This window comes from Pantoea sp. ICBG 1758, from assembly GCF_002928325.1.
Classification (GTDB): Bacteria; Pseudomonadota; Gammaproteobacteria; order Enterobacterales; family Enterobacteriaceae; genus Pantoea; species Pantoea eucrina.
Genome location: NZ_POWL01000002.1, coordinates 213,730 through 237,531, shown reverse-complemented (window position 1 = coordinate 237,531; position 23,802 = coordinate 213,730). Strand labels below are relative to the sequence as shown.

Here is a 23,802-nt window from a genome sequence, read left to right as displayed (position 1 = left end):
GTCAGAGTTTTTTGCGCCCGGTAAACAGGCTAACCAGGAACAGAATAATACCGACAATAAAGACAATTTTAGCTGCCCATGCTGCCGTACCTGCCAGACCGCCGAATCCTAAGGCTGCCGCGATCAGTGCAATGACCAGAAAGATAATACCCCAACGAAACATAAGCCTCTCCTTTACCATAGTAGAAATCGAACTGCTTATTCTTCACTTCACTGTTTTATTGCGGAACAGCATCAGAGCGATGCCGTTCCGGCTGCGTTAAGATTTCACCTTGAGGTCATTCTTCACGCTTTTCACGCCTTCAATGGCTTTTGCGATCTTCTCAGCACGCTCAGACTGTGCCTGATTCGCAACTTCTCCTGACAGCTGAACCACGCCATCGGTGGTTTCCACCTTCACATTGCGCGATGGAACAATGTCGTCTGCTAACAGCTTAGCTTTAATTTCGCTGGTTGTGGCGGCATCACCGGCATAACCTTTCAGCGAGCCTTCTTTATTGTCTCTGACGTGTAGTTTGTCACTGACGGATTTCACTCCTTCAACTTTCTGCACCAGAGCGACAGCCTTTTCAGCCTGATCCTGCGAGGCAACGAAACCGCTTAATGTCACCACACCCTGCTGCGTTTTGACGGAGATATCCGTGCTTTTAATCGCGTCATCATCAACCAGCGCCGCTTTGGCTTTGGCTGTAATGCCGCTGTCATCCATAAAACCATCGACTTTTTTCATAGAACTATCGATTTTGGAACCCGTCGAGCTGGTATCAGCAGCAAATGCCGCACCGCTTAACAGCGCCGTACCGGCCAGTGCAGCAATCAGGGTCTTGGCAATCTTAGTCTTATTCATCGATATGATCCTTCTATCAGTTAATTCACCCGCAAGCGCGAATGCACAACAGCTAACGGCGCCGTTGCCTTGATGGACGTAACCAAACTCGCAGGCCTGTTTTTTCGTCCGACAGAATAATCATAGTAGGGATTACAGCTTTTGCTGGCTTTTGTGGTTGATATCTCGCCAGAAAGTCAGAATGACAGCGTAATTAAGAGGAGTCTGTAACAAAAAAAGCAGGACCAGTAATGACTGGTCCTGATAGCGAGGCGGGATCAGTGTTCGCGGGTTTTGCGGAAAACCACGTCAGGATAACGCTCCTGCGTAATATTCAGGTTAACCATCGTAGGCGCGATATAGGTGAGGTTATCTCCCCCATCCAGCGCCAGATTGACCTCATTTTTACGCTGGAAGTCGTCAAACTTCTTCGCGTCGCTACACTCTACCCAGCGGGCGGTGGAGACGTTGATCGCTTCATAGATCGCTTCAACGTTGTATTCGCTCTTAAGGCGGGCGACAACCACATCAAACTGCAGCACGCCGACGGCACCAACAATCAGATCGTTGTTATGCACCGGACGGAATACCTGCACGGCGCCCTCTTCAGAGAGCTGAACCAGACCTTTCAGCAGCTGCTTCTGCTTAAGTGGATCGCGCAGACGGATACGGCGGAACAGCTCTGGCGCAAAGTTCGGAATGCCGGTGAACTTCATCGCTTCACCCTGGGTAAAGGTGTCGCCAATCTGAATCGTGCCGTGGTTATGCAGGCCGATGATATCGCCCGGGAACGCCTCTTCAACGTGCGAACGATCGCCTGCCATAAAGGTCAGCGCATCGGAGATCACCACATCTTTGCCGGTACGCACCTGACGCAGTTTCATACCCTTTTCATAACGACCCGATACCACACGCATGAACGCAACGCGGTCGCGGTGTTTGGGATCCATATTCGCCTGAATCTTGAAGACAAAACCGCTGAACTTCTCTTCACGCGCTTCCACAATACGGGTATCGCTTTTACGCGGCATCGGCGCAGGTGCCCAGGAGACCAGGCCATCCAGCATATGATCGACACCAAAGTTGCCCAGCGCAGTGCCGAAGAACACCGGCGTCAGCTCGCCGTTGAGAAACAGCGACTGCTCAAATTCGTGTGAGGCGCCCTGCACCAGCTCCAGCTCATCACGCAGCTGCTGTGCCAGCTCTTCGCCCACCGCCGCGTCGAGATCGGGATTATTCAATCCTTTTACAACGCGCACGTCCTGAATAGTATGGCCTTTACCGCTCTGATAGAGATAGGTTTCATCTTTATAAAGGTGGTAAACCCCTTTAAACAGCTTGCCGCAGCCGATTGGCCAGGTAATGGGGGCGCAGGCGATCTTCAGCTCGCTCTCAACCTCATCCAGCAGCTCCATCGGATCGCGGATGTCGCGGTCCAGTTTGTTCATAAAGGTGATGATGGGCGTATCGCGCAGGCGGGTTACTTCCATCAGCTTGCGGGTACGATCCTCAACCCCTTTCGCGGCATCAATAACCATCAGACAGCAGTCAACGGCGGTCAGCGTGCGATAGGTATCTTCCGAGAAGTCTTCATGCCCCGGCGTATCCAGCAGGTTGACCAGGCTTTCACGATAGGGAAACTGCATCACCGAGGTGGTGATTGAAATACCACGCTGCTTCTCCATTTCCATCCAGTCTGATTTAGCATGCTGGCTGGAGCCGCGGCCTTTAACAGTACCGGCAGTCTGGATAGCCTGTCCGAACAGCAGGACTTTTTCGGTGATTGTGGTTTTACCGGCGTCCGGATGCGAGATAATCGCAAAGGTACGGCGGCGCGCCACTTCTTCTAAAAAGGGAGCATTAGACATGAGTGCGTTCTTCTTCAGGGCGGCGCGTCTGTAACGCGCGGCAGATAAATCGTTCCGGAACCTGTCCGGTGGGTAACAGTGCCAGTGGCAACGCCGTGGCGTCACTGCACAGCAGCGGTTCGCGGCTGCGCTGGCGGTGCTCCGGTTATCCGGTCAGCGTTGAGGCGGCATAGCATACAATATTTCAGCAGGCGGGGAAATCACGACTGTAGCGCGCAGGTAACCTCTTACGGCTCCGTCCGCGTCCGGTCATGGCAGGCGAATGGCAATCAGTTAACAATGAGAATTCGTCGCATTCAGAATATTGAATAATTCCATTTATATTCAATGATATAAATTAAAATTTCGTGCAAAAAACCCTTCACATAAACGCTGATATTGCTGCATAATTCGCCGTAATTTTTCTGACTGCTTAATAAGGACGCAGCTATGTTAACTGCTGAAATGACCTCTCGCCTGAACGACCAGCTTAATCTGGAGTTCTTCTCTGCCAACCTCTATCTGCAGATGAGCGCCTGGTGCAGCGATAAAGGATTTGAAGGGGCCGCCTCTTTCCTGAAAATGCATTCGCGTGAAGAGATGGAGCATATGCAGCGCCTGTTTGATTACGTCAGCGATGCGGGTTCCATGCCGGTACTGGGCAGCATAGCGGCACCGGCTGTCAGCTGGAACTCTCTGAGCGATGTGCTGAGCGAAGCGCTGAAGCATGAGCAGCTGATCACGCAGAAAATCAATGAACTGGTGCACACCGCGCTGACATCGCAGGACTACTCCACTTTTAATTTCCTGCAGTGGTATGTGGCAGAGCAGCATGAAGAAGAGAAATTGTTTAAAACCGTGCTCGATAAACTGGCGCTGGTGGGTAACAAAGGTGAAGGTCTGTTCCTGGTGGACAAGGACCTGGGCCGCATGAACGTGGAAGGTCACGGTCAATAATAAAAAAGATGACATACAGCAAGCAGCAGCGCCCGGTTTTGCCGGGCGTTTTTTTATGCTGAAAGCGTGCGCTCAGAGGACGACGAGCCTGCAGACGGTCAGGAGCACATAAATGCGCCCTCTGCGTTGTCACGTCGTCACCCATGGCGCCATCTTACTCCAGCGCTTTCAGTCGCAGCTCTGAGGGTTGCGGGCGGCCAAACAGATACCCCTGAAACAGCGTGCAGCCCTCTTCACGCAGCTTCGCAAACTGTTCGCTGTTCTCCACGCCTTCCGCCGTGATCTGAATATCCAGGCTGCGGCTCATGCCGGTTATTGCCCGGATGATCGCCAGCGCTTCGCGGCTGTCGCCCATATCGTTGATAAAAGATTTATCGATTTTGATCTTATCGAACGGGAATGAGCGCAGATAGCTGAGCGAAGAGTAGCCGGTGCCAAAATCATCCAGCGCAATCTGTACGCCCAGCGCTTTAAGGTTCTGCAGCGTCCGGATATTGCCCAGCGTATCGTCCAGCAGCACCGACTCCGTGATCTCCATCTCCAGCCGATGCGGTGCCAGACCTGACTCCTTCAGCGCCCCCTCTACCACCGACACCAGCGAGCTGTTTTTAAACTGCAGCGGTGAGAGATTTACCGAAACGGACTGTTCGGTGTTCCAGCTCTGCGCTTCGCGGCACGCCTCATACAGCGCATAGGCACCCAGCATATGAATCAGCCCGGTCTCTTCAGCAATCGGGATGAAATCCACCGGCATGATCAAGCCTTTGACCGGATGGTGCCAGCGCATCAGCGCTTCATAACCAATAATGCCGCTCTGACTGGTAATGGGCTGATAGTAAAGTCTGAGCTGCCGCCCGGTAATCGCATCACGCAGATCGTTTTCAATGATGCGCCGGCTGCGCGCCTGGTCATCCATCTCTGGCGTAAAGTGCTCATAGCGGTTACGGCCGTTACGCTTCGCCTCGTAGAGCGCCATATCGGCGCAGCGCAGCATATGTTCCGGCGTGTTGACGGCCTGGGTGGTCAGGGCGATCCCCACGCTCAGGCCCACGGTAAGATTATGCCCTTCGACATTCATGGGCGGCTGAATCGCCTCGATCAGGCGCTGCGCCACCGTGGCCGCTTCGTCAGCGTTGTGGATATCGGGCAGCACAATAGCAAATTCGTCGCCGCCGATGCGGGCCAGCGTATCACGCTCACGCAGCACGCTGCGCAGCCGCTTAGCCACCGCGCGCAGCAGATCGTCACCAATCTGGTGGCCAAGCGCATCATTCACGTTTTTGAAATTATCGAGGTCGAGACAAAGCGTGGCGCTGATCTGGTTCTGTGCCGTGTCGTTACGCAGCGCTTCGCTGAGTTTTTGCCGGAACAGAATGCGGTTAGGCAGGCTGGTCAGGTTGTCGTGATGCGCCATATGGTGAATACGCGCATCCGCTTCGCGCTGGTCAGTCACATCTTCCACGATTAGCATGACATAATTTTGCCGCATATCTTTGCCGGTGATGGTGGTGGCGCGGGTATGCAGAACCCGCTCACCGCTGGCGGTCAGCAGCAGCTGCTCGCGGGCGTGAATGCCTTCACTGCGCAGCGCAATATCCGCCAGGCTATTAAAGTAGTCGCTCAGTTCGGCAGACATGCACTCGTGCGGACGCTTATGCATGAGCAGCGATCGGCTCAGCCCAAACAGCTGCTCAGCCTTGGCATTCACCATCAGAATTTCGCGGCTGATAGCATCCTCCACGATCACGCAGGAGGGGATGTTGCTGATGATGGTGTCGAGAAAGGTCGACAGCTCCGACATTCTGCTGCTCTGCGCCTGTGCCAGATCGCGCGCGCGCAGAAGCTGCTGCTCATGTTCACGCCGCTCCGTCACGTCGCGCGTGATTTTGGCAAATCCGATCAGGCATCCACTCTCATCATGAATCGCGTCAATTACCACGTGCGCCCAGAAAGCCGATCCATCTTTCCGGTAGCGCCATCCCTCATCTTCAAACCGCCCGGTTTTTAGCGCAATGCCGAGGTTTGCATCCGGCAGATGGAGCTGGCGCTCCTGCGCGCTGTAAAAGAGTGAGAAGTGCTGCCCCACAATCTCATCTGCGCGATATCCTTTAGCGCGCTGCGCCCCGGCGTTCCAGTTAACGACTCGCCCCTTCAGGTCCAGCATGTAGATAGCGTAATCGGTGACGCCCTCCACCAGCAGCCGAAACGTTTTTTCATGTTCGCGCTGCTGGCGCAGCAGCGCCTGCTGTTCAGTGCAGTCGCGGGTAATTTTTGCGTAGCCAATCAGTTTCCCGGCGTCGTCGCGAATTGCGTCGATGATAACGTGCGCCCAGAAAGCGGAACCATCTTTACGATAGCGCCACCCCTCATCTTCAAAACGTCCGGTTTTAAACGCGGTCGTAAGATTCTTTTCCGGTAGATGGTTCAGACGATCCTGCGCGCTGTAAAAGCGGGAGAAGTGCTGTCCGACAATTTCCTCTGCCACGTAGCCTTTTGTCCGCTGAGCCCCGGCATTCCAGTTCTCAACGTTGCCCTCCAGATCCAGCATATAAATCGCATAGTCGGTTACGCCCTCTACCAGTAAACGAAAGCGCTGCTCCTGTTCACGCTGCCTGCGCTGCTGCGCCTGCTGCTGCGTGTAGTCGCGGGTGATTTTGGCAAAACCCAGCAGCTCGCCCTGCTCATCCCGGATAGCGTCAATCACGACGTGAGCCCAGAACGCGCTGCCATCTTTGCGATAGCGCCAGCCTTCGGTTTCAAACTTACCGGTTGCGGCAGCAACAGAAAGACCGCGCTGCGGCGCGCCGTTTTTGCGCTCCTCTTCGCTATAAAACAGCGCAAAATTTTTACCAACGATCTCATCTGGCGTATACCCTTTGGCGCGCTGCGCACCGGTATTCCAGTTAGCAACGGTACCGTCAGGTTTGAGCATGTAAATGGCGTAATCTACGACGCTCTGCACCAGCAGCCGATACATTACATCAGAGTTATTGTTCATATTTTGTGCCTGTTCCGGCCTGATACAGCATCGGCTTTTCAGAAGATTCTTAATTATTTCAGACTTAAACGCAAAAGTGCAGCGCTGACAAGCGCTAATCGATTTCAGACAAAATCTGGCAGGAGTGTTATCGGCAGTGGCGAGAAAACGTTCAGAGAAATGCATCATTCCTCGTGGCTACCTGCTATTTATGGCAGGTCAGTCGGGGAAGAGCATGCAGGAAAGCCGCATACCGGAGAGAGCCGGTATACGCAGAGAGACGAGACGCTGTCGCTGGCCTATCGGGCTGCCAGCTGCTGCATAACCGGCAGCCACAGGTCGGTCATCATCCCTTTGCCGCCGGTAAGCGGGTCGCGCGGGGGCAGAGGAACGCGCTGAATTTGCTCTCTGGCTGCACGCAGCCGCGAGGGTTCATCGCGTACTGTTTCGGGCGTCATTCCTTCCGGATAAGCGCCGACCATGAAAAAATCGTCTGACGCGTAAACCTGTTTATGCCCGACGCCTGCCGGGATCAGCACGGCATCACCTTCACGCAGCACCACCATACGCCCGCTGTCGCCGCCCAGCAGGATCTCAGCCCAGCCCGCCCCGACGCCCAGCACCTCATGCGTATTCGGATGATAGTGGGTATAAGGGAATACCGGCGCGCGCCATGCGGCAGGCCAGCCGCTGGCGGTAAAGGTCGTTTCAAACCAGCGTGCGCTATCTTCCGTGTCATCCGGCACCACACGCGGCCAGATAATCAGCGGCAGCGGGCTGTTCGGCACGCCGCCGCTGGCGTGAGAGAGCCGCAGATGCTGCGGGTTAAAGGAGGCGCCTGCTGAAAAGGTGCCGGCAGCAAACGACATCGATAACAGCAGGCTGGAAGAACAGGACGCCATGAACGTGCTCCGACAAATAATGTTAATTAATTGTGGCAATTTCAGGCGGTAATGCAATGTGGCAATATCTGAAAAAATCCCTGTTAATTAGTCGCTTAGTAACTTAAGCCAAATTTTTCGTTTCGGCGTTGCCGGTTTGTGATAGCGATCGCTCTCCGGCAAAGAGGTTGCGGTGCACACTCAGGCGGTTTTATCCAGATCGCACTGGCTGCTGACAAAATCGGGCAGTTCATTTACGCGCTCAGGTGGCAGCGGCCTGCCGAGCAGGTATCCCTGCAGCGTGTCGCAGCCAAGGCCGGTCAGAAAAGCTTGCTGATCGGGCGTCTCCACCCCTTCCGCGACCACTTTCAGATCCAGCGACTGCGCCAGCGCGACAATAGCGGAGACGATAGTGGCGTCCTCGGAATTTGCCTGCAGCTCATTCACGAACGCGCGGTCGATCTTCAGTTCACTGGCGGGCAGCCGCTTCAGATAGAGCAGGCTGGAGTAGCCGGTTCCGAAGTCATCAATCGACGCCTTTACCCCCATGCTGGTGAGTTCAGTCAGGATACGCACGCTCTCTTCCGGATCGCGCATCGCCGTGGTCTCTGTCACCTCCAGCGTCAGCTGCTCTGCCGGGATCTGATGCGTTTTCAGCGCCTGCGTCACGGTGGTAATCAGCCCGGACTGCTCAAACTGCAGCGCAGAGAGGTTCACCGCAACTGACCAGGCGGTATGCCCCTCCTGATGCCAGCAGTGCAGCTGGCGGCACGCTTCATCGATCACCCAGTTACCTATATTTATGATTAAACCGGTTTTTTCTGCGCCAGGCAGAAACAGATCAGGCGTAAGCAGACCGCGCTGCGGGTGCTGCCAGCGCAGCAGCGCTTCAAAACCGAGAATCGGCCCGCCGGGGGCACAATACTTCGGCTGGTAAAACAGCCGCAGTTCACGGTTATCCAGCGCCTGCCACAGATCGTTGTTAAGCTGCAGCTGCGACTGCGCCAGAATATTCATTGAGGGCTGGAAGAAGGTGTAACCGTTGCGGCCATTGTGTTTGGTGTGGTACATCGCGGCATCAGCGTTAAACATCAGCTCGCGCTCATCTCTGCCGTCGCCAGGATAGACGGCAATCCCGATACTTAAAGAGACCACCAGCTCATAACGCGATATGTCAAACGGCCGGTCAACGGCCTTCACCAGCATATCGGCCACCGAGGCGGCGTCGTTGGGATCGTCAATCTCCAGCAGCAGCACAAACTCATCTCCGCCCATTCGCGCCAGCGTATAGTGCCCCTGCATCTGGCTCATCATACGTTCCGTTACGCTCACCAGCAGTTTATCGCCGATATGGTGCCCGAACGCATCGTTAACCGCTTTAAAACCATCAAGATCCATAAACATCAGTGCAAACTGCGACTTCTCGCGATTGGCTTTGTTGATCGCCTGATCGAGCCGATCCTCCAGTAAAATGCGATTGGGCAGCCGGGTCAGGTTGTCATGCAGCGCCAGCTGGGCCAGTTCACGGTTCGCCTCTGCCAGCGAGTGCGCCAGAATTGACGTGCGCGCCTGCATACGCGCATCCAGCATAGAGACCAGCAGCGTAATGCCGAGTATCGCCAGCGTCACCACGGTGACAATCATCGCCAGCCAGTCGCTGTTTACCCCGTGATGTGTGACGTGGCTGCTCGCCGGAAATCCGGCCGCCGCCATACCGGTGTAGTGCATGCCGGCAATGGCGCACCCCATAACAACCGAGGCGCCAAAACGCAGCAACGTTACCCGGCCATAGCTGTGGCGCAGGTGAAAGGCCAGCCAGAGCGCAGCCCCTGATGCGAGCAGCGCAATCAGCACCGAGACGGCGATCCAGCCCTGGTTCCAGATAATACCCGGCATAAACATCAGTGCCGCCATGCCGGTATAGTGCATAGCCACTACGCCCGACCCCAGCACCAGCGCGCCGCCAGCCAGTCGCCGCCACGGCAGCTCTCCCACGCAGACCAGCCGCAGGGCAAAAATCGAGGCGAGAATAGCAACCAGCATGGAGGCTGCAGTGAGCATCGGATCATAGCTCATCTCCATATCGAGATTCATGGAGAGCATGCCGATGAAATGCATCGCCCAGATTCCTACGCCCATGGCAAAACCGCCACCCAGCAGCCAGATGAGCGCGACGCGACCTGACGAGGAGGCGACCCGGCCTGCCATATCCAGCGCAGTAAAGGAGGCGAGCATGGCGACAATAATCGAAACGATAACCGTGAATGAGTCGTATGACGTTACCAGCATAGGGAAGTCCGGATTAACGCTGTTTCCAGCTATAAAGTCGTGTAAACGGCATCCCTGCAGCTTTTGAACCGCTATCGCCCTTCCTGAACGAGGCAGAAATCCAGCCCTCTTCCCGCGCCAGACGACAGCAGGCTGGCAGCAAGGCCAGCCACTGTTATGACTCTATTATCGGCCTGCGGGCAAAAATAATGAGTAGAAAAAGCGTGTCAGAGATTAGACGTACTACCAGGCTGAACTATAGTAAATAAAACTGATGTAAATCATAAAGCAACCTCAGCGCTAATCTGGGGAAAGCGCGATATATCGCCTTAATTCTCTTTGCCAGCGGCATTTTACGGGTTCGTTTTTTATTAACAGGCCAGGTGGAAAAGCATCGACTCCTGATAATCAGTAAGGAATGATTATGAAACTCAAGCTTTTTCTTATGACCGCAGGCCTGTACACAGGATTGACGTCCGTAACGGCCCTGGCAGCCACCACTACCGGGGCGATCAACGCCACGCTCACGCTGACGACCGGTTGCCTGGTCAACGGTCAGTCAGCCACCACCGGCGTCAATTTCGGTACCCTGAACTTTGGCAGCAGCGCAGCTACCTTTGATACGCTGAATGCCACGCTGGTGGGCGCGGCCGGCAGCGGTATCTATGTGCGCTGCACAACCGGACAGACCTTTAATGTACAGGTCACCAGCAGCAACGGCGCGCCGGGCACGATTTACGGCACCGTCAGCGGCCAGCCGCGCTACCTCATTCTGGGCTCGGATAATACGCGGGGCATCGCCTATACCCTCTACAGCGACGCCGCCTTTACCACCGCGATAGCGAACAACACCAACATTGCCGCCAGCGGCACCACCGATCCGACGCTGGGCACCAACTATGCCATCTATGGTCGGGTCGTCGGCGGCGGCTTCAACCCGCTTATCCCGGCGGGTACCTATACCGACACCATAAACGTGGCGGTGAATTACTGAGCACGGGTGCGCGCGCAGTGAGGCTATCCCTCTCTCTCTGGCGGGCGGCGGAGCTGATAGCAGCCTTCGCCTGCCTGCCGGCAGATGCGCTGCCTGTGGCAAACTTTCAGGTCGCTGCGTCCATCGTGGCGGGCTGCGTGGTGTCGGGCAGCAATACGGGCGTGTTTGGTACGCTCAACTTTGGCTCGCACTCCGGCGTGGCTACGGGAAACTTCAGCGCAAGCTACCTGCAGAGCACAACGCTGAACCTGGCCTGCACGCCAGGCACCGCCGTCAGCATGAGTATTGACGGCGGCGCTAACTACACCTCTGTCCGCAATCTCAAACACACCAGCAGCAGCAATACCGTTGCCTACCGGCTCTTCAGTAACGCTGCACTGACTGCGCCTATACCCATTAACAGCGCTATAGCGCTGAACTATAGCAATGCGAATACGATTACGCTGCCTGTTTATGGTCAGCTGACGCTGCCTGGCACCGCGCAAGCCGGAACCTATACCGACACGCTGACCGTCACCCTGAGCTGGTGATGCTGAAAAAAAGGATGAACCATGAGAAACCTGTGCGCGCTGCTTTTGCTGTTAATCATCCCCTCAGTCCGGGCCGCCAACTCGCTGATGATCTGGCCCATTGACCCCGCCATAGCCTCTGAAGATAAAGCCAGCGAGCTCTGGCTGGAGAACCGCGGCGGCAGCAGCACCATTATGCAGGTACGCATTTTTGCCTGGCAGCAGCGCGAGGGCCAGGAGCAGTATCAGACGCAGCAGCAGGTCGCCGCCAGTCCGCCTATGGTGCGGCTGGAGCCGGGGCAAAAACAGCTGGTGCGCCTGATCAAACAGACGCCGCCCCCTGCCGGTCAGGAGAGCGCCTATCGCGTGGTACTTGATGAGATCCCGTCGCCGCGTAAGCCCGGTGATAATCAGGCCGGGCTTAACTTTCAGATGCGCTATTCCGTTCCGCTGTTTGTCTACGGCAGCGGTCTGACGCGCGACAGCGCGAAAGCGGTGCTGAGCTGGCGCGAAGTCAGCAGCGGCGGCAGGCGCTGGCTGGAGCTGACCAACAGCGGCAGCGGCCATGCGCGCCTGAGCAATGTCCGCGCCGGCGGAGCCGCCCTGGGCAACGGCCTGTTTGGCTATGTGCTGGCACACAGCAGCCAGCGCTGGCCGGTCAGCCAGCCCCTGCGCGGAGAGCTGGCAGCCGATGTCAACAACCGCGCCTGGCGCAGTACTGCCGCACGCTAATGACGCCTGCGCCCTCGCGTTATCTGCTGCTGGGCAGCGTACTGATGATCCTGCCCGCGCACGGGCGTGCGGAGAGCTGGTCTGCGCTGCCGCCTCCGCCCGCGCTGGAAAGCAGCGCACAGGGGCAGCAGCTGATGCTGGAGTTAATTATCAATCAGCGCGCGCGCGGCGATATTGTTGCCGTTGAACATCAGCAGGATCATTTCTGGCTGCGCCGCAGCGATCTGCTGCAGGCGGGCGTGGCGGCGGAAAAGCTGCCGGATGAGCGGGTCGATCTTCGGCAGCTGCCTGGCGCGGATGTCACCTATGATGAAACCCGGCAGCGGCTGCTGCTGACGGTGCCGCCGGCCTGGCTGCCGGCGCAGCGGCTCGGGCAGGCTGAGCAGCGTCCCCGCTTTCCGGCGCGCGCCAGCAACGGGGCGCTGCTGAATTACGACGTTTATCTGACCCACACCGACCGGGCCGGCTCACGCCTCTCCTCGTGGAATGAGTTACGGCTGTTCGGCCCGGCAGGACAGTTCTCCTCTAACGGCGTCTATACGCAGCAGCTGAATGGATCGCTCAGCGGTCAGCAGGAGGGATATCTGCGTTACGACACCTGGTTCAGCAATGAGAATGAAGACGCCGCGCTCAGCTGGCGGGTGGGCGACCTTATCACTGACGCCCTGAGCTGGAGCAACAGCGTGCGGCTGGGCGGGGTGCAGATAGCGCGTGATTTCAGCGTGCGTCCCGATTTAGTAACTTATCCGCTGCCTGCCTTCAGCGGCCAGGCGGCGGTGCCCTCCTCGGTCGATCTGTTTATTAACGGCTATCGCAGTGCGCAAACGGCGGTGCAGCCCGGTCCGTGGTCGCTGACCAACATCCCCTTTGTCAATGGTGCCGGGGATGCGGTGATCACCACCACCGATGCGCTGGGGCGTCAGGTCACCACCACGCTGCCCTTTTACGTGTCGGCCAGCCTGTTAAAAAGTGGCCTGTCTGATTACGCCTTCTCTGCCGGCGCTGTCCGGCAAAATTATGGTGTGAAGAGTGCCGACTACGGCGCTGCCGCTGCCAGTGGCTCCTATCGCTACGGTATCAGCGACTGGCTGACGCTGGAGTCGCACGCTGAAGGCAGTGATGACGTTGTCATGGGCGGTGCGGGCGGCCTGCTGAAAGCGGGAAGCCTGGGCGTCATCAACGCGGCGGTGGCGCAGAGCGACGCGCAGGGCCAGAGCGGCACGCAGTACAGCTGGGGATATCAATATAACAACAGCTGGTTCAGCCTTGGCACCCAGCACATTCTGCGCGATACCACGTTCAGTAATCTGGCGCTGATCGGCAGCCGCAGTGAAAGCGCCGACAGCCGCTATTCACTCGCGCGTCGCAGCGCACAATATACGGCCAGCCTGTCGCTCAGCGACTACGGCAGTCTGGGACTCGCTTATCTCGATATCAGCGGCGGCTACGGTGAGCGCACGCGTCTGTGGAACCTGACCTGGAGCAAAAACCTGTGGGGCAACAGCAGTCTCTATATCTCAGCCAGCCGCGATCGCGATCTCGGTAGCTGGGACGGGGCGATTTCACTGGTGATCCCGTTTGGTGAACAGAGCAGCGCGTCTGTGAGCGTGGAGCGCGATCGCCAGGGGCGCAGTAACCAGCGGCTGTATGCCTCGCGGGCAATGCCCACTGAGGGGGGAATCGCCTGGGACGCCTCCTGGGCACGCCAGGGGGGCGACAGCGGCGATTATCGTCAGGGCAGCCTGCGCTATCGCAATAACCGGATCGATACCTCAGCCGGATTCTGGGGCGATGATGACAATACAACGCAATGGGCGGATCTCTCTGGCGCGCTGGTGCTGATGGATAACCGCCTCTTTGCTGCTAATGATATCAACGACGCCTTTGTGCTGGTGAAAACCCGCTATCCCGGCGTGACCGTGCGCTATGAGAATCAGGCGATGGGGAAAACTGACGGCCAGGGCTATCTGCTGGTCCCGGCGGTCAGCAGCTACTACGGCGCAAAATATGATATCGATACGCTGGATCTGCCTGCCAGCGTCGCCGCATCCCGGGTTGAGCAGCGCATTGCCGTGAAGCGTAAAAGCGGTTTTCTGCTCGACTTCCCGATTGAGCCGCTGCGTGCCGCCAGCGTTATTTTGCACGACACGCGCGGTCAGCCGCTGCCGCTTGCCAGTCAGGTGCTGCGCGCAGGTAAAGAGAGCAGCTATGTCGGCTGGGACGGCATCGTCTGGCTGGAGAATTTGCAGGCGCGTAATACGCTGCAGGTTATCACGCCCGATGGCCGCCAGTGTGAAACCACGTTCAGCGTCGCGCGCGGCGAACCAGAGGCGCTGAAAACCTATGGCCCGCTGGTCTGCGCGCTACCTCTCCCGCAGCCCGGCGCCGGTGCGCTGGTGCAGAGATCCTCAGCAGGAGTACAACATGATTAAGTTACTATTGATGCTGGCGCTGCTGCTGCCCGGCGCCAGCTATGCGCTCTGCCCGCTCTCCGCTTCGCCGGCCAGCTTTGGCAGCCAGACCACCTTTTCTGTGCAATCCCAGGTTATCCCCACGTCCGCCAATACGAATGTCAACTGCGGCTCCGCCACGCTTAATCTGCTGGGCAACGACTATATTGCCTATGCGTTTACCGCTGCCAGCTACCTGAACGGGACCCGCGCTACGCTGAAAGCGAGCGCCGGCGGCAGCGATAACGTTCCGATCCAGCTTTGTGTCGACAGCGCCTGCGCCACCGAGCTGCGTCAGGGCAACAGCTATCGCTGGAACGCCTCGGCGCTGCTGGCGCTGGGCAACAGCCTCAACTTCACTATCCCGCTCTATTTCCGCACCGTGCCGGGACAGGTGATTGCGGCAGGCACGTACACCACCACCCTGACGCTGACGGTCAGCTACAGCGTCTGTACCAGTGCCGGTGCAGCGGGTATCTGCCTGGGAGCTGTGCAAACCAGCAGCGGCACCGCCCTGCCGCTGACCGTGACGCTGGTGGTCACCAATGACTGCACCACCATTACTGCCCCGAACCTCAACTTTGGCAGCGCGCCGCTGGCGGGCAGCTTCTCTGCCGTTCAGCAGACCATCAGCGTGGTCTGCTCTAAAGGAAGCACCTATAGCGTTGGGCTGAGCAACGGCAATAATTTCAGCGGCACCGCGCGGCAGATGGCAAACGGCGCCAGCCGGCTGGCCTATGACATTTATAAGGACACGGCCACGACCTCGCGCTGGGGCCCCTCCGGCAGCGATCGCTGGAGCAGCACGACGTCAACCTCGCTTAATCCCGATACGGTAACGCGCAACTTTACCTACACGGCCCGGATACTGACGACGCAGGCGACGCCGGCAGCCGGAAACTACACGGATAACGTGGTGGTGGACGTGGCGTTTTAGCGGGGGAGTGAGCCGGCCGCAGGGCGCGGCCGGAAAAGTATCAGAGTGAGGCGCTGGCGGGCGTTACCGCGTGGCGCTGCTGATACTGTCTCACCATCCGGCCAATCAGCAGTGTGCCTGCCAGTCCGCAGACGGCAGCAAATGAGAGCCAGATGCCGGGCATCGCTTTATCGCCGGTGGCATGAATAAGGTAGCTGGAGATGGCTGGCGTAAAGCCGCCAAACAGTGCGGTCGCCAGGCTGTAGGCCAGGGAAAAGCCGGATGCGCGCACCTCTGCCGGCATAATCTCCGCCAGATAGACCACCATGGCACCGTTGTAGCTGGCATAGAGAAAAGAGAGCCACAGCTCCGCTTCGACCAGATGCGCAAAGCTCGCGGAACCGGTGAGCCAGTGCAGCACCGGCCAGGCCGTCAGGATCATTAGCACGGTAAAGATAATCAGCAGCGGTCGCCGTCCGACCCGATCGGAAAGTGCCCCCATAACCGGCAGCCAGAACAGATTGGATATCCCGACAAACAGCGTGACCAGAAAGCTCTGCTTATCGCTCATCATCAGCACCGTTTTGCCAAAGGTTGGCGTGAAAGCGGTGATCATGTAGAACATAACGGTGGTGGTGACCACCATCAGCATGCCCGCCAGCACCAGCGCCCAGTTCTGTCCGACTGACCGCACAATCTGGCGCATCGAAGGATGCGTTTTACGCCGGCTGAACGCCTCTGTCTCCTCCAGCATGCGGCGGATCCAGAACAGAAACGGCACAATCATACAGCCCACCACAAACGGAATACGCCAGCCCCATTCGGTAACGGCCTCTTTCGCCAGTAAATGATTCAGCCCCAGTCCCAGCAGCGCAGCGAAAATCACCGCCACCTGCTGACTGCCCGACTGCCAGCTGACCCAAAACCCTTTACGTCCTTTGGGCGCAGCTTCTGCGAGATAGACTGAGACGCCGCCGAGTTCTACCCCCGCGGAGAAGCCCTGCAGCAGGCGTCCGAGCAGGATCAAAATTGGTGCCGCGGCGCCAAGCGTGGCGTAACCCGGCACCAGCGCAATGGTCAGTGTGCCCATCGCCATCAGCCCCAGCGTCAGCAGCAGGCCTTTGCGCCGGCCGTGATGGTCGATATAGGCACCCAGCACAATGGCGCCCAGCGGACGCATAAGAAATCCGGCGCCGAAGGTCATCAGCGTCAGCATCAGAGAGGCAAAGGGATCGTCGCCGGGAAAAAAGGTTTTCGCGATGGCGGTGGCGTAGTAGCCAAAGACCATAAAATCATACATCTCAAGAAAGTTACCGCTGGTAACGCTAAAGATGGTTTTCGCCCCGCTGCGCGCAGGTTTTTGCAGAGATAACTGGCTGCTCATACTGTCCTTCCTGGTTTTTTACCCGTTGTAGCCTGCTCAGCCAGGAATGAATGTGATCTGAATCACCATTGTGCTTTACAAAGACTGACAAAAGGTAACAGGAAATTAACAATGCGGGGCGGTTCTGACAGCCGCTTTGCAGAAAGCAGGTATAAAAAAAGCCGCTGTTATCAGCGGCTTTCTCTTCGGCAAAACAGTCCGGCTATTTGCCGGCCGTTTCCATTCCCATCAGGCCAATCTTCAGATAGCCCGCTGCGCGCAGCTGGTCCATCACCGCCATCAGCGTGGCATAGTCCACTGATTGATCGGCCTGGAAGAAGATAGTGGTCTGCTTATCTCCCGCGGTCTGCGCAGTCAGCGCGTTTACCAGCGTCTCTTTCGTCACCGCATCATTGCCGATATAGATCTGCTTATCCGCTTTGATTGAGAGATAGACCGGCTTCTCCGGGCGCGGCTGCGGTGCGCTGGTGGACGCTGGCAGGTTAACGCGTACATCTACCGTTGCCAGCGGTGCCGCCACCATAAAGATAATCAGCAGCACCAGCATAACGTCGATAAACGGCGTGACGTTAATCTCATGCATTTCGCTGTCGCCAGCGGCCTCATCGTTTAAACGCATCGCCATAATGATTATCCTGCGCGCAGCTTATGCGTAGCGGCCGGACGGCTGGTTTCCGCCGCGACGTGCGCCGTGCCGAGATCGAGATCGCGGCTTTGCAGCAGCAGCACCTGGGCTGCGACGTCACCCAGCGACGCTTTATAATTGGCAATCATGCGCGCAAAAACGTTGTAAATAACCACGGCAGGAATAGCGGCAACCAGGCCGACTGCTGTCGCCAGCAGCGCTTCAGCAATGCCAGGCGCGACCACGGCAAGATTGGTGGTCTGCGTTTTAGCGATGCCGATAAAGCTATTCATAATGCCCCATACGGTACCGAACAGGCCGATAAAAGGCGCCACGGAACCGATGGTTGCCAGAAAACCATTGCCGCGCCCGGCATGACGACCGAACGCCCCTACCCGACGCTCAAGGCGAAAACTGGTGCGATCCTTGATGCCCGCCAGATCGTCTGTGCCCGCTGACAGCGTCAGCTCCTCGCGCGCATCGGCCAGCAGTACAGCACTGTGACTGCTGGCTTTAAAGCTCTCTGCCGTACGGTAAGCGTCAGCCAGCGAGCGTGCTGCGCCCAGCGCCTGCTGCTCTTTTTTCAGGCGACGTTTCGCGGCGCTCAGTTCAGCATATTTGCCAAAAAAGATGGCCCAGGTCACGACGGATGCCAGTAACAGGCCAATCATGACAATTTTAACCACGATGTCGGCATGCTGGTACATCCCCCAGACAGAGAGGTCTGTCTGCATTAAATCACTGGCTACCACGCTGCATCTCCAGATTCTGTTGTAGAGTTCACGACTGAAGAGACGATCATAGCAAAAAAAAGGATCTAAGTGATAGTCGTTCTCATTACTATTTACAAAGCAGCGCCTGCTGCTGCTGTGCCTGCACTGCCGGGCTGGTGCCACTCTGATAATCGGTAAACAGGCTCAACCCCTCCCCCTGATTCGTGGTAACGTGAACGCTTTGTAAGATGGGTCAGGACAGGCAGTGATGGCTACGAAAAAACTGGATACCGCGCTGGTGAGCGCAGGACGTAATAAACGTTATACGCAGGGCGCGGTGAACAGCGTAATACAGCGCGCCTCATCCCTGGTTTTTGATACCGTCGCGGATAAACAGCGCGCCACCGCCGGGCGGGCTGAAGGCGAACTCTTTTATGGCCGTCGCGGCACGCTTACGCACTTTTCGCTGCAGGATGCGATGACCGAACTGGAAGGTGGCGCAGGCTGTGCACTCTATCCCTGCGGCGCAGCCGCCGTTGCCAACGCCATTCTGGCGTTTGTTGAAGCGGGCGATCACGTGCTGATGAGCGGAGCGGTCTACGAACCGACGCAGGATTTCTGCAGCAAAATCCTCACCAAAATGCAGGTCACTACTACCTGGTTTAATCACTGTATTGGCAGTGAGATCGGTGAACTGGTGCAGCCCAATACCCGCGTGGTGTTTCTTGAGTCGCCGGCGTCGGTGACGATGGAAGTGCAGGATATCCCGGCGATTGTTGCCGCCGTACGTGCCAAAGCGCCCGAGGCGATTATCATGCTGGACAACACCTGGGCGGCGGGCGTGCTGTTTAACGCGCTGTCGTTCGGGATTGATATTTCTATCCAGGCCGGCACCAAATATATCATTGGTCACAGCGACGCCATGATTGGCACCGCGGTGGCCAACGCCCGCTGCTGGCCGCAGCTGCGTGAGAACTCTTACCTGATGGGGCAGATGGTCGATGCGGATACGGCCTATATGGCGAGCCGCGGTCTGCGCACCTTAGGCACCCGCCTGCGCCAGCACGAAGAGAGCGCGCTGCAGGTGGCGGAGTGGCTGACTGGCCGGCCTGAAGTGGCGCGGGTCAATCATCCGGCGCTGGCGCAGAGCCCGGGACACCGTTTCTGGCAGCGCGACTTCAGCGGCAGCAGCGGCCTGTTTTCATTTGTGCTGCATGAGCGGCTGGATGCGCAGCAGCTGGCAAATTATCTCGATCGCTTCCATCATTTCAGCATGGCCTATTCGTGGGGCGGTTATGAGTCGCTGATTCTGGCCAGCCAGCCCGAAGAGCTGGCGGCGATTCGCCCGGCAGGCGGCGTCGACTTTACGGGCACGCTGATACGTCTGCATATCGGTCTGGAGCACGTCAGCGACCTGCTGGCCGATCTGCAGGCGGGTTTTGACCGCTTAACGAATTAAACCAACCTTCAACCATCCGTGGCTCGCCGTGTCAGATCAACGCGCCGGCGGCTGCGGAGGGCTACTATAAAAGCCTTGTAACTCGACGGGATAGCAGATGGGTGTTTTACATGAGATTGTCCAGGCGCTCTGGCATCAGGATTTTGCTGCGCTGGCCAATCCGGATGTCGTATGGATCGTCTACGGCGTGATGTTTCTGACGCTGTTTCTGGAAAATGGCTTGCTGCCGGCGTCGTTTCTGCCGGGTGACAGCCTGCTGCTGCTGGCGGGCGCCATGATTGCTAAAGGCGTAATGGACTTTGTGCCGACCATGGTGATCCTGACCACTGCCGCCAGCCTCGGCTGCTGGCTGAGCTATCTGCAGGGGCGCTGGCTGGGCAATACAAAGCTGGTCAAAAGCTGGCTGATGCATCTGCCCGCGCAGTACCATCAGCGCGCCTGGCATCTGTTTAACCGCCACGGCCTGATGGCGCTGCTGGTGGGCCGTTTCCTGGCGTTTGTGCGCACGCTGCTGCCTACCATGGCGGGTATCTCCGGACTGCGTAACAGCCGTTTTCAGCTGTTTAACTGGTTAAGCGGCGTGTTGTGGGTCGGCATTGTCGTGACGATGGGCTACGGCATCAGCCAGGTGCCGTTTATCAAGCGGCATGAAGATCAGGTTATGGCTATTCTGATGATCCTGCCGCTGGTGCTGCTGTTTACCGGGCTGGCCGGCAGCATTGTGGTGATCTGGAAAAAACGCCGTCAGAAAACCTCTTAATTATCACGCCGCGTCAAACGGCAGCGTCTGCACCGTTTGACGCGCGCGGCTGACCTCTTCACCCGGCGTTGTGCCAAACAGCCGTTTGAACTCCCGGGAAAACTGTGACGGACTCTCATACCCTACCCGCAGCGCGGCTGTACTCGCCTTTACGCCATCCTGCAGCATCATCAGCCGCGCCTGATGCAGACGATAGCGTTTGAGGTACTGCAGCGGGGACGTCTGCGTTACCGCCTTAAAGTTGTGGTGAAAAGCGGACACGCTCATGTTGACCTCGGCCGCCAGCGTCTCAACGCTCAGGCTGCCGGCAAAGTGCGTTTCTATCCGCCGCAGCGCGCGCGCAATCTGACTGAACTGCGTCTGCCGGTTAACCAGCGACAGCAGCGCCCCGCCAATCGGACCGGTGAGCACATAATAAAGGATTTCCCGTACCAGCTGCGGGCCAAGCACCCGTGCATCGCGCGGATGGCTCATCACATCCAGCAGCCGCTCTGCGGCACACAGCATCTCTTCGCTCAGCCAGGCAGAATGAATACCCGAGGTCTGCACCGCGGGCTGAAACTGCTCATCGTCACCGATATCCAGCAGCAGATCCTGCAGCGAAGCGGTATCCACGCTCAGACACATGCCCGCCAGCGGCGCATCGGGCGTGGCTTCCGTTTCGCACTCAACCGGCAACGGCACCGTCAGCATCAGATATTTACTGGCGTCATAGTGGAAGACCGTGCTGCCGAGATAGCCGGTTTTGCGTCCCTGAAACAGGATCACAATGCCGGGCTGATACATCATCGGCGTACGCGGCAGCGTTTCGCTGGCGTAAATGAGCCGGACATTTTTCACTGCACAGTGCGGTTTTTGCGGGTCGCACATTAGCGCGACGACCCGGCGGGCAAGCTGGCGACACAGGGCGTCATGGGACATGGCGGCTTTCCGGATAAAAAATTCAGTGTGCCGCAACGCTGCACAAAGCTCTACTCCCCTGGAGGATCAGGCAAGATTTTTGCAGAAAAGGGTCAGAGTCCGCTCTGGCAGAGCGATCCGCACTGCACGTTTGTTGTCTAGACTTAAGCACACAGTTTTTCCATTCAGCGATCGCAATGAAAAAGGAGCCCCTATGGCAGATCAACCTATTATCAAACTGCGCGACGGCAATATGATGCCGCAGCTTGGCCTCGGTGTCTGGCAGGCAAGTCAGGAGGAGGCGCATACCGCCGTACTGAAAGCGCTGGAAGTGGGTTATCGCTCTATCGATACCGCTGCCGCCTATAAAAATGAAGAGGCGATTGGCAGGGCGCTGAAGGATACGCCGGTAGCGCGCGACGATATCTTCGTCACCACCAAGCTGTGGAATGATGACCAGCAAAATGTGCAGCAGGCGATGGAGACCAGCCTGGAGAAACTGCAGCTCGACAGCGTTGATCTCTACCTGATGCACTGGCCCTGCCCGGAAAAAGATCACTACGTTGCGGCATGGGAGAAGATGATTGAGCTGCAGCAGCAGGGTCTGACCAAAAGCATCGGCGTCTGCAACTTCCATGAGGCCCACCTGAAACGCCTGATTGATGAAACCGGCGTGACGCCCGTCGTGAATCAGATTGAGCTGCATCCGATGCTGCAGCAGCGTACGCTGCACGCCTGGAACGCACTGCATCAGATCCAGACTGAGTCCTGGAGCCCGCTGGCGCAGGGCGGCGAAGGGGTGTTCGATCAGGCGATTATCCGCACGCTGGCGAAAAAGTATGGCAAGAGCGCCGCGCAGATTGTGATCCGCTGGCATCTGGACAGCGGCCTGGTGGTGATCCCGAAATCAGTCACCCCGGCACGCATTGAAGAGAACTTTAACGTCTTCGATTTCCGGCTGGAGAAAAGTGAGATCAGTGAAATCACCAAACTGGATAAGGGCCAGCGTCTGGGACCCGATCCGGAGACGTTTAACGGCTAGAGAAGCACAATGATTGCGGCCGCCCTCACGGCGGCCTTTTTCTTTTTCAGGAAAGCGGATTAACGACCATCTGCCCTGCCGTACCGCGATCGGCCAGTTCCAGCGTCTGGCTGTAATAGACAAACGGGAAGTGATCGCTGGCGCTTTGCGGAAAACTCACCAGCAGTTCCACACTGCCGTCAACCCAGACGGTATCTTTCCAGCCGCGATCTTCGCCCATCGACTGCGCGCCGTTGACGCTTTTGATAAGGAACATGACGCCCTGAATATGCAGCGACTGCGGGCGATCGGCGTGAATAATCCAGCGCTCAAACGTTCCCTGCTGCGTTGTGGTATCGATGCGGTTCATATCCCACAGCGCGCCGTTAATGCCCGGTACGCTGTCGCCAATACGAAATTCGCGCGTCCGCACCGCCACGCCGTCGAGGATCTGATCGGCCAGCAGTCGCATCGGCAGGTTATCGGTGACCAGCGGCAGCAGCCCGGTCGGGCGCAGCGTCAGCACCAGCGTGTTGGTCAGAATGGATGAGGGTTCAAACAGGCCGCGCAGGCGATCCATAATCCCTGCCGCCGTGCCCGCCGTGATTGACACTTCATCCCCCTGCGACATATCCACCAGCACCTCACGCCGTTCGCCTGGCGCCAGAGAGAGCGTCTGCACCGCGACCGGCGAAGGCAGGAACCCCTGATCGCTGGCAATAACGGTAAAAGGGCGACCGTCTGAAAAACGCAGGTCAAAGCGGCGCGCATTGGCGGCATTCAGCAGGCGCAGGCGCACCCAGCCGCGGGAAACATCCACATAGGGATTCTGCACGCCGTTAACCAGCAGCGTATCACCAAGAAACCCGCCCTCTGATGGCGGGTTATAGACCGGGGTGGCGAAGTTATCGAGGCGCTTATCCTGAATCACCAGTGGAAAATCATCCACGCCGTAGTGCTTAGGCAGCGGCAGCGATTTGCTGACCTCATCTTCAATCAGCCACATTCCCGCCAGGCCGTTATAGACGTGCGGGGCCATATGATTCGGCGTGCTGGCGTGATACCACAGCGTCGCCGCCCCCTGCCGAATGGGCAGCACCGGCGACCAGTCAGCACCCGCTGACATCATGCGCGGCGCCCCGCCCATCAGCGCGCCCGGCACCTGCAGGCCGCTGACCGTCATCGCCACCGGCTCATTAAGCCGGTTGCTGTAGATAAGCTTAACGTCATCACCGCTGTAAACCCGCACCGTCGGCCCCAGATAGAGGCCGTTAATGCCCCAGACCGGAACTTTGCTGCCGCTGCCCGTAAACGACCAGTGGCTGCGCTGCAGCGTCAGAAACAGCGGCTGTCCGCGGCGGGATTCAATCAGCGGCGGGACCGGCAGCGGGACATCGCCAGCCGGAGTAGCGGCGCGGGCTGAAAAAGTCAGTGCCGGGGAGGCCAGCGCAACGCCGGCAGAAAGCTGAATAAAGTGACGTCTGCTGCAAGACATAAAACTTCAGACCTTTTGAGCGGGGCGTAAAACGCCGTGTCCATGTTGTTGTTGTTGTTAATTTTGCTGTGGTGCACGGGGGTGGCAT

At 57.7% G+C, this 23,802-nt stretch carries 20 protein-coding genes; 9 read left to right on the top strand and 11 right to left on the bottom strand.

What is annotated here, in order from left to right; genetic code table 11:
- Window position 1 precedes the first annotated feature (1 nt).
- The 3 genes from C1Y41_RS10705 to prfC form a co-directional block, all read right to left on the bottom strand.
- Entirely contained in the window at window positions 2-163 is a 162-nt protein-coding gene (locus tag C1Y41_RS10705) for a DUF1328 domain-containing protein (RefSeq protein ID WP_065648197.1), read from the bottom strand.
- Between the two features lie 96 nt (window positions 164-259).
- Window positions 260-847, bottom strand: a complete 588-nt coding sequence (gene osmY / locus C1Y41_RS10700) for a molecular chaperone OsmY (protein WP_065648196.1) — start codon at window positions 845-847, stop codon at window positions 260-262.
- A 257-nt stretch (window positions 848-1,104) separates the two neighbouring features.
- Complete coding sequence (gene prfC, locus C1Y41_RS10695; RefSeq protein WP_039380149.1) at window positions 1,105-2,694, bottom strand: peptide chain release factor 3; 1,590 nt, start codon at window positions 2,692-2,694, stop codon at window positions 1,105-1,107.
- Between the two features lie 429 nt (window positions 2,695-3,123).
- On the opposite strand from prfC, the gene ftnA reads away from it, so the two are divergent.
- A complete protein-coding gene (gene ftnA, locus C1Y41_RS10690; RefSeq protein WP_039380152.1) occupies window positions 3,124-3,630 on the top strand; it encodes a non-heme ferritin in 507 nt (168 codons plus the stop codon).
- A gap of 154 nt (window positions 3,631-3,784) precedes the next feature.
- Here ftnA and C1Y41_RS10685 read toward each other — a convergent pair whose 3' ends face one another.
- The 3 genes from C1Y41_RS10685 to C1Y41_RS10675 form a co-directional block, all read right to left on the bottom strand.
- Complete coding sequence (locus C1Y41_RS10685) at window positions 3,785-6,628, bottom strand: bifunctional diguanylate cyclase/phosphodiesterase (protein ID WP_104085436.1); 2,844 nt, start codon at window positions 6,626-6,628, stop codon at window positions 3,785-3,787.
- A gap of 278 nt (window positions 6,629-6,906) precedes the next feature.
- The gene (locus C1Y41_RS10680) at window positions 6,907-7,509 is read right to left on the bottom strand and encodes a hypothetical protein (protein ID WP_104085435.1); all 603 of its coding nucleotides are present in this window, start codon (window positions 7,507-7,509) and stop codon (window positions 6,907-6,909) included.
- A 180-nt stretch (window positions 7,510-7,689) separates the two neighbouring features.
- Window positions 7,690-9,777: a bifunctional diguanylate cyclase/phosphodiesterase gene (locus tag C1Y41_RS10675; protein ID WP_104085434.1), complete on the bottom strand. Its 2,088-nt coding sequence runs from the start codon at window positions 9,775-9,777 to the stop codon at window positions 7,690-7,692.
- 403 nt (window positions 9,778-10,180) lie between these two features.
- On the opposite strand from C1Y41_RS10675, the gene C1Y41_RS10670 reads away from it, so the two are divergent.
- From C1Y41_RS10670 to C1Y41_RS10650, 5 genes are read left to right on the top strand one after another with little or no spacing between them, the layout of a single operon-like run.
- Window positions 10,181-10,750: a spore coat protein U domain-containing protein gene (locus tag C1Y41_RS10670; RefSeq protein ID WP_039380159.1), complete on the top strand. Its 570-nt coding sequence runs from the start codon at window positions 10,181-10,183 to the stop codon at window positions 10,748-10,750.
- A 53-nt stretch (window positions 10,751-10,803) separates the two neighbouring features.
- Window positions 10,804-11,280, top strand: a complete 477-nt coding sequence (locus tag C1Y41_RS10665) for a spore coat U domain-containing protein (protein WP_039385638.1) — start codon at window positions 10,804-10,806, stop codon at window positions 11,278-11,280.
- A 21-nt stretch (window positions 11,281-11,301) separates the two neighbouring features.
- Window positions 11,302-11,991 carry a molecular chaperone gene (locus C1Y41_RS10660; protein WP_104085433.1) on the top strand — a complete coding sequence of 230 codons (690 nt, stop codon included), beginning with the start codon at window positions 11,302-11,304 and terminating at the stop codon, window positions 11,989-11,991.
- The gene (locus C1Y41_RS10655) at window positions 11,991-14,423 is read left to right on the top strand and encodes a fimbria/pilus outer membrane usher protein (protein ID WP_104085432.1); all 2,433 of its coding nucleotides are present in this window, start codon (window positions 11,991-11,993) and stop codon (window positions 14,421-14,423) included. The genes C1Y41_RS10660 and C1Y41_RS10655 overlap by 1 nt, the downstream gene beginning before the upstream one ends.
- On the top strand, window positions 14,416-15,378 hold the full coding sequence (locus tag C1Y41_RS10650) for a spore coat U domain-containing protein (protein WP_104085431.1): 963 nt from the start codon (window positions 14,416-14,418) through the stop codon (window positions 15,376-15,378). Before C1Y41_RS10655 ends, C1Y41_RS10650 begins: the two co-directional genes overlap by 8 nt.
- A 40-nt stretch (window positions 15,379-15,418) precedes the next feature.
- Here the strand turns inward: C1Y41_RS10650 and C1Y41_RS10645 are convergent, their stop codons facing one another.
- From C1Y41_RS10645 to exbB, 3 genes are all read right to left on the bottom strand, one after another.
- Window positions 15,419-16,741, bottom strand: a complete 1,323-nt coding sequence (locus C1Y41_RS10645; protein WP_104085430.1) for an MFS transporter — start codon at window positions 16,739-16,741, stop codon at window positions 15,419-15,421.
- Window positions 16,742-16,943: 202 nt separating this feature from the next.
- A complete protein-coding gene (exbD, locus tag C1Y41_RS10640; protein WP_039380171.1) occupies window positions 16,944-17,366 on the bottom strand; it encodes a TonB system transport protein ExbD in 423 nt (140 codons plus the stop codon).
- Between the two features lie 5 nt (window positions 17,367-17,371).
- Complete coding sequence (gene exbB / locus C1Y41_RS10635) at window positions 17,372-18,100, bottom strand: tol-pal system-associated acyl-CoA thioesterase (RefSeq protein WP_186368988.1); 729 nt, start codon at window positions 18,098-18,100, stop codon at window positions 17,372-17,374.
- A gap of 247 nt (window positions 18,101-18,347) precedes the next feature.
- Between exbB and metC the strand changes: the two genes are divergently transcribed.
- Both metC and C1Y41_RS10625 read left to right on the top strand, forming a co-directional pair.
- Entirely contained in the window at window positions 18,348-19,538 is a 1,191-nt protein-coding gene (gene metC / locus C1Y41_RS10630) for a cystathionine beta-lyase (RefSeq protein WP_104085429.1), read from the top strand.
- A gap of 97 nt (window positions 19,539-19,635) precedes the next feature.
- Window positions 19,636-20,298 carry a DedA family protein gene (locus C1Y41_RS10625; RefSeq protein WP_039380178.1) on the top strand — a complete coding sequence of 221 codons (663 nt, stop codon included), beginning with the start codon at window positions 19,636-19,638 and terminating at the stop codon, window positions 20,296-20,298.
- Between the two features lie 3 nt (window positions 20,299-20,301).
- Here the strand turns inward: C1Y41_RS10625 and C1Y41_RS10620 are convergent, their stop codons facing one another.
- Window positions 20,302-21,219: an AraC family transcriptional regulator gene (locus C1Y41_RS10620; protein ID WP_039380180.1), complete on the bottom strand. Its 918-nt coding sequence runs from the start codon at window positions 21,217-21,219 to the stop codon at window positions 20,302-20,304.
- Window positions 21,220-21,412: 193 nt separating this feature from the next.
- Between C1Y41_RS10620 and dkgA the strand changes: the two genes are divergently transcribed.
- Window positions 21,413-22,240: a 2,5-didehydrogluconate reductase DkgA gene (gene dkgA / locus C1Y41_RS10615; RefSeq protein WP_039380182.1), complete on the top strand. Its 828-nt coding sequence runs from the start codon at window positions 21,413-21,415 to the stop codon at window positions 22,238-22,240.
- A 46-nt stretch (window positions 22,241-22,286) separates the two neighbouring features.
- Here the strand turns inward: dkgA and ftsP are convergent, their stop codons facing one another.
- Window positions 22,287-23,714 (bottom strand): cell division protein FtsP, encoded by a 1,428-nt coding sequence (ftsP, locus tag C1Y41_RS10610; protein WP_071669236.1) that lies wholly within the window; start codon window positions 23,712-23,714, stop codon window positions 22,287-22,289.
- Window positions 23,715-23,802: the final 88 nt, after the last annotated feature.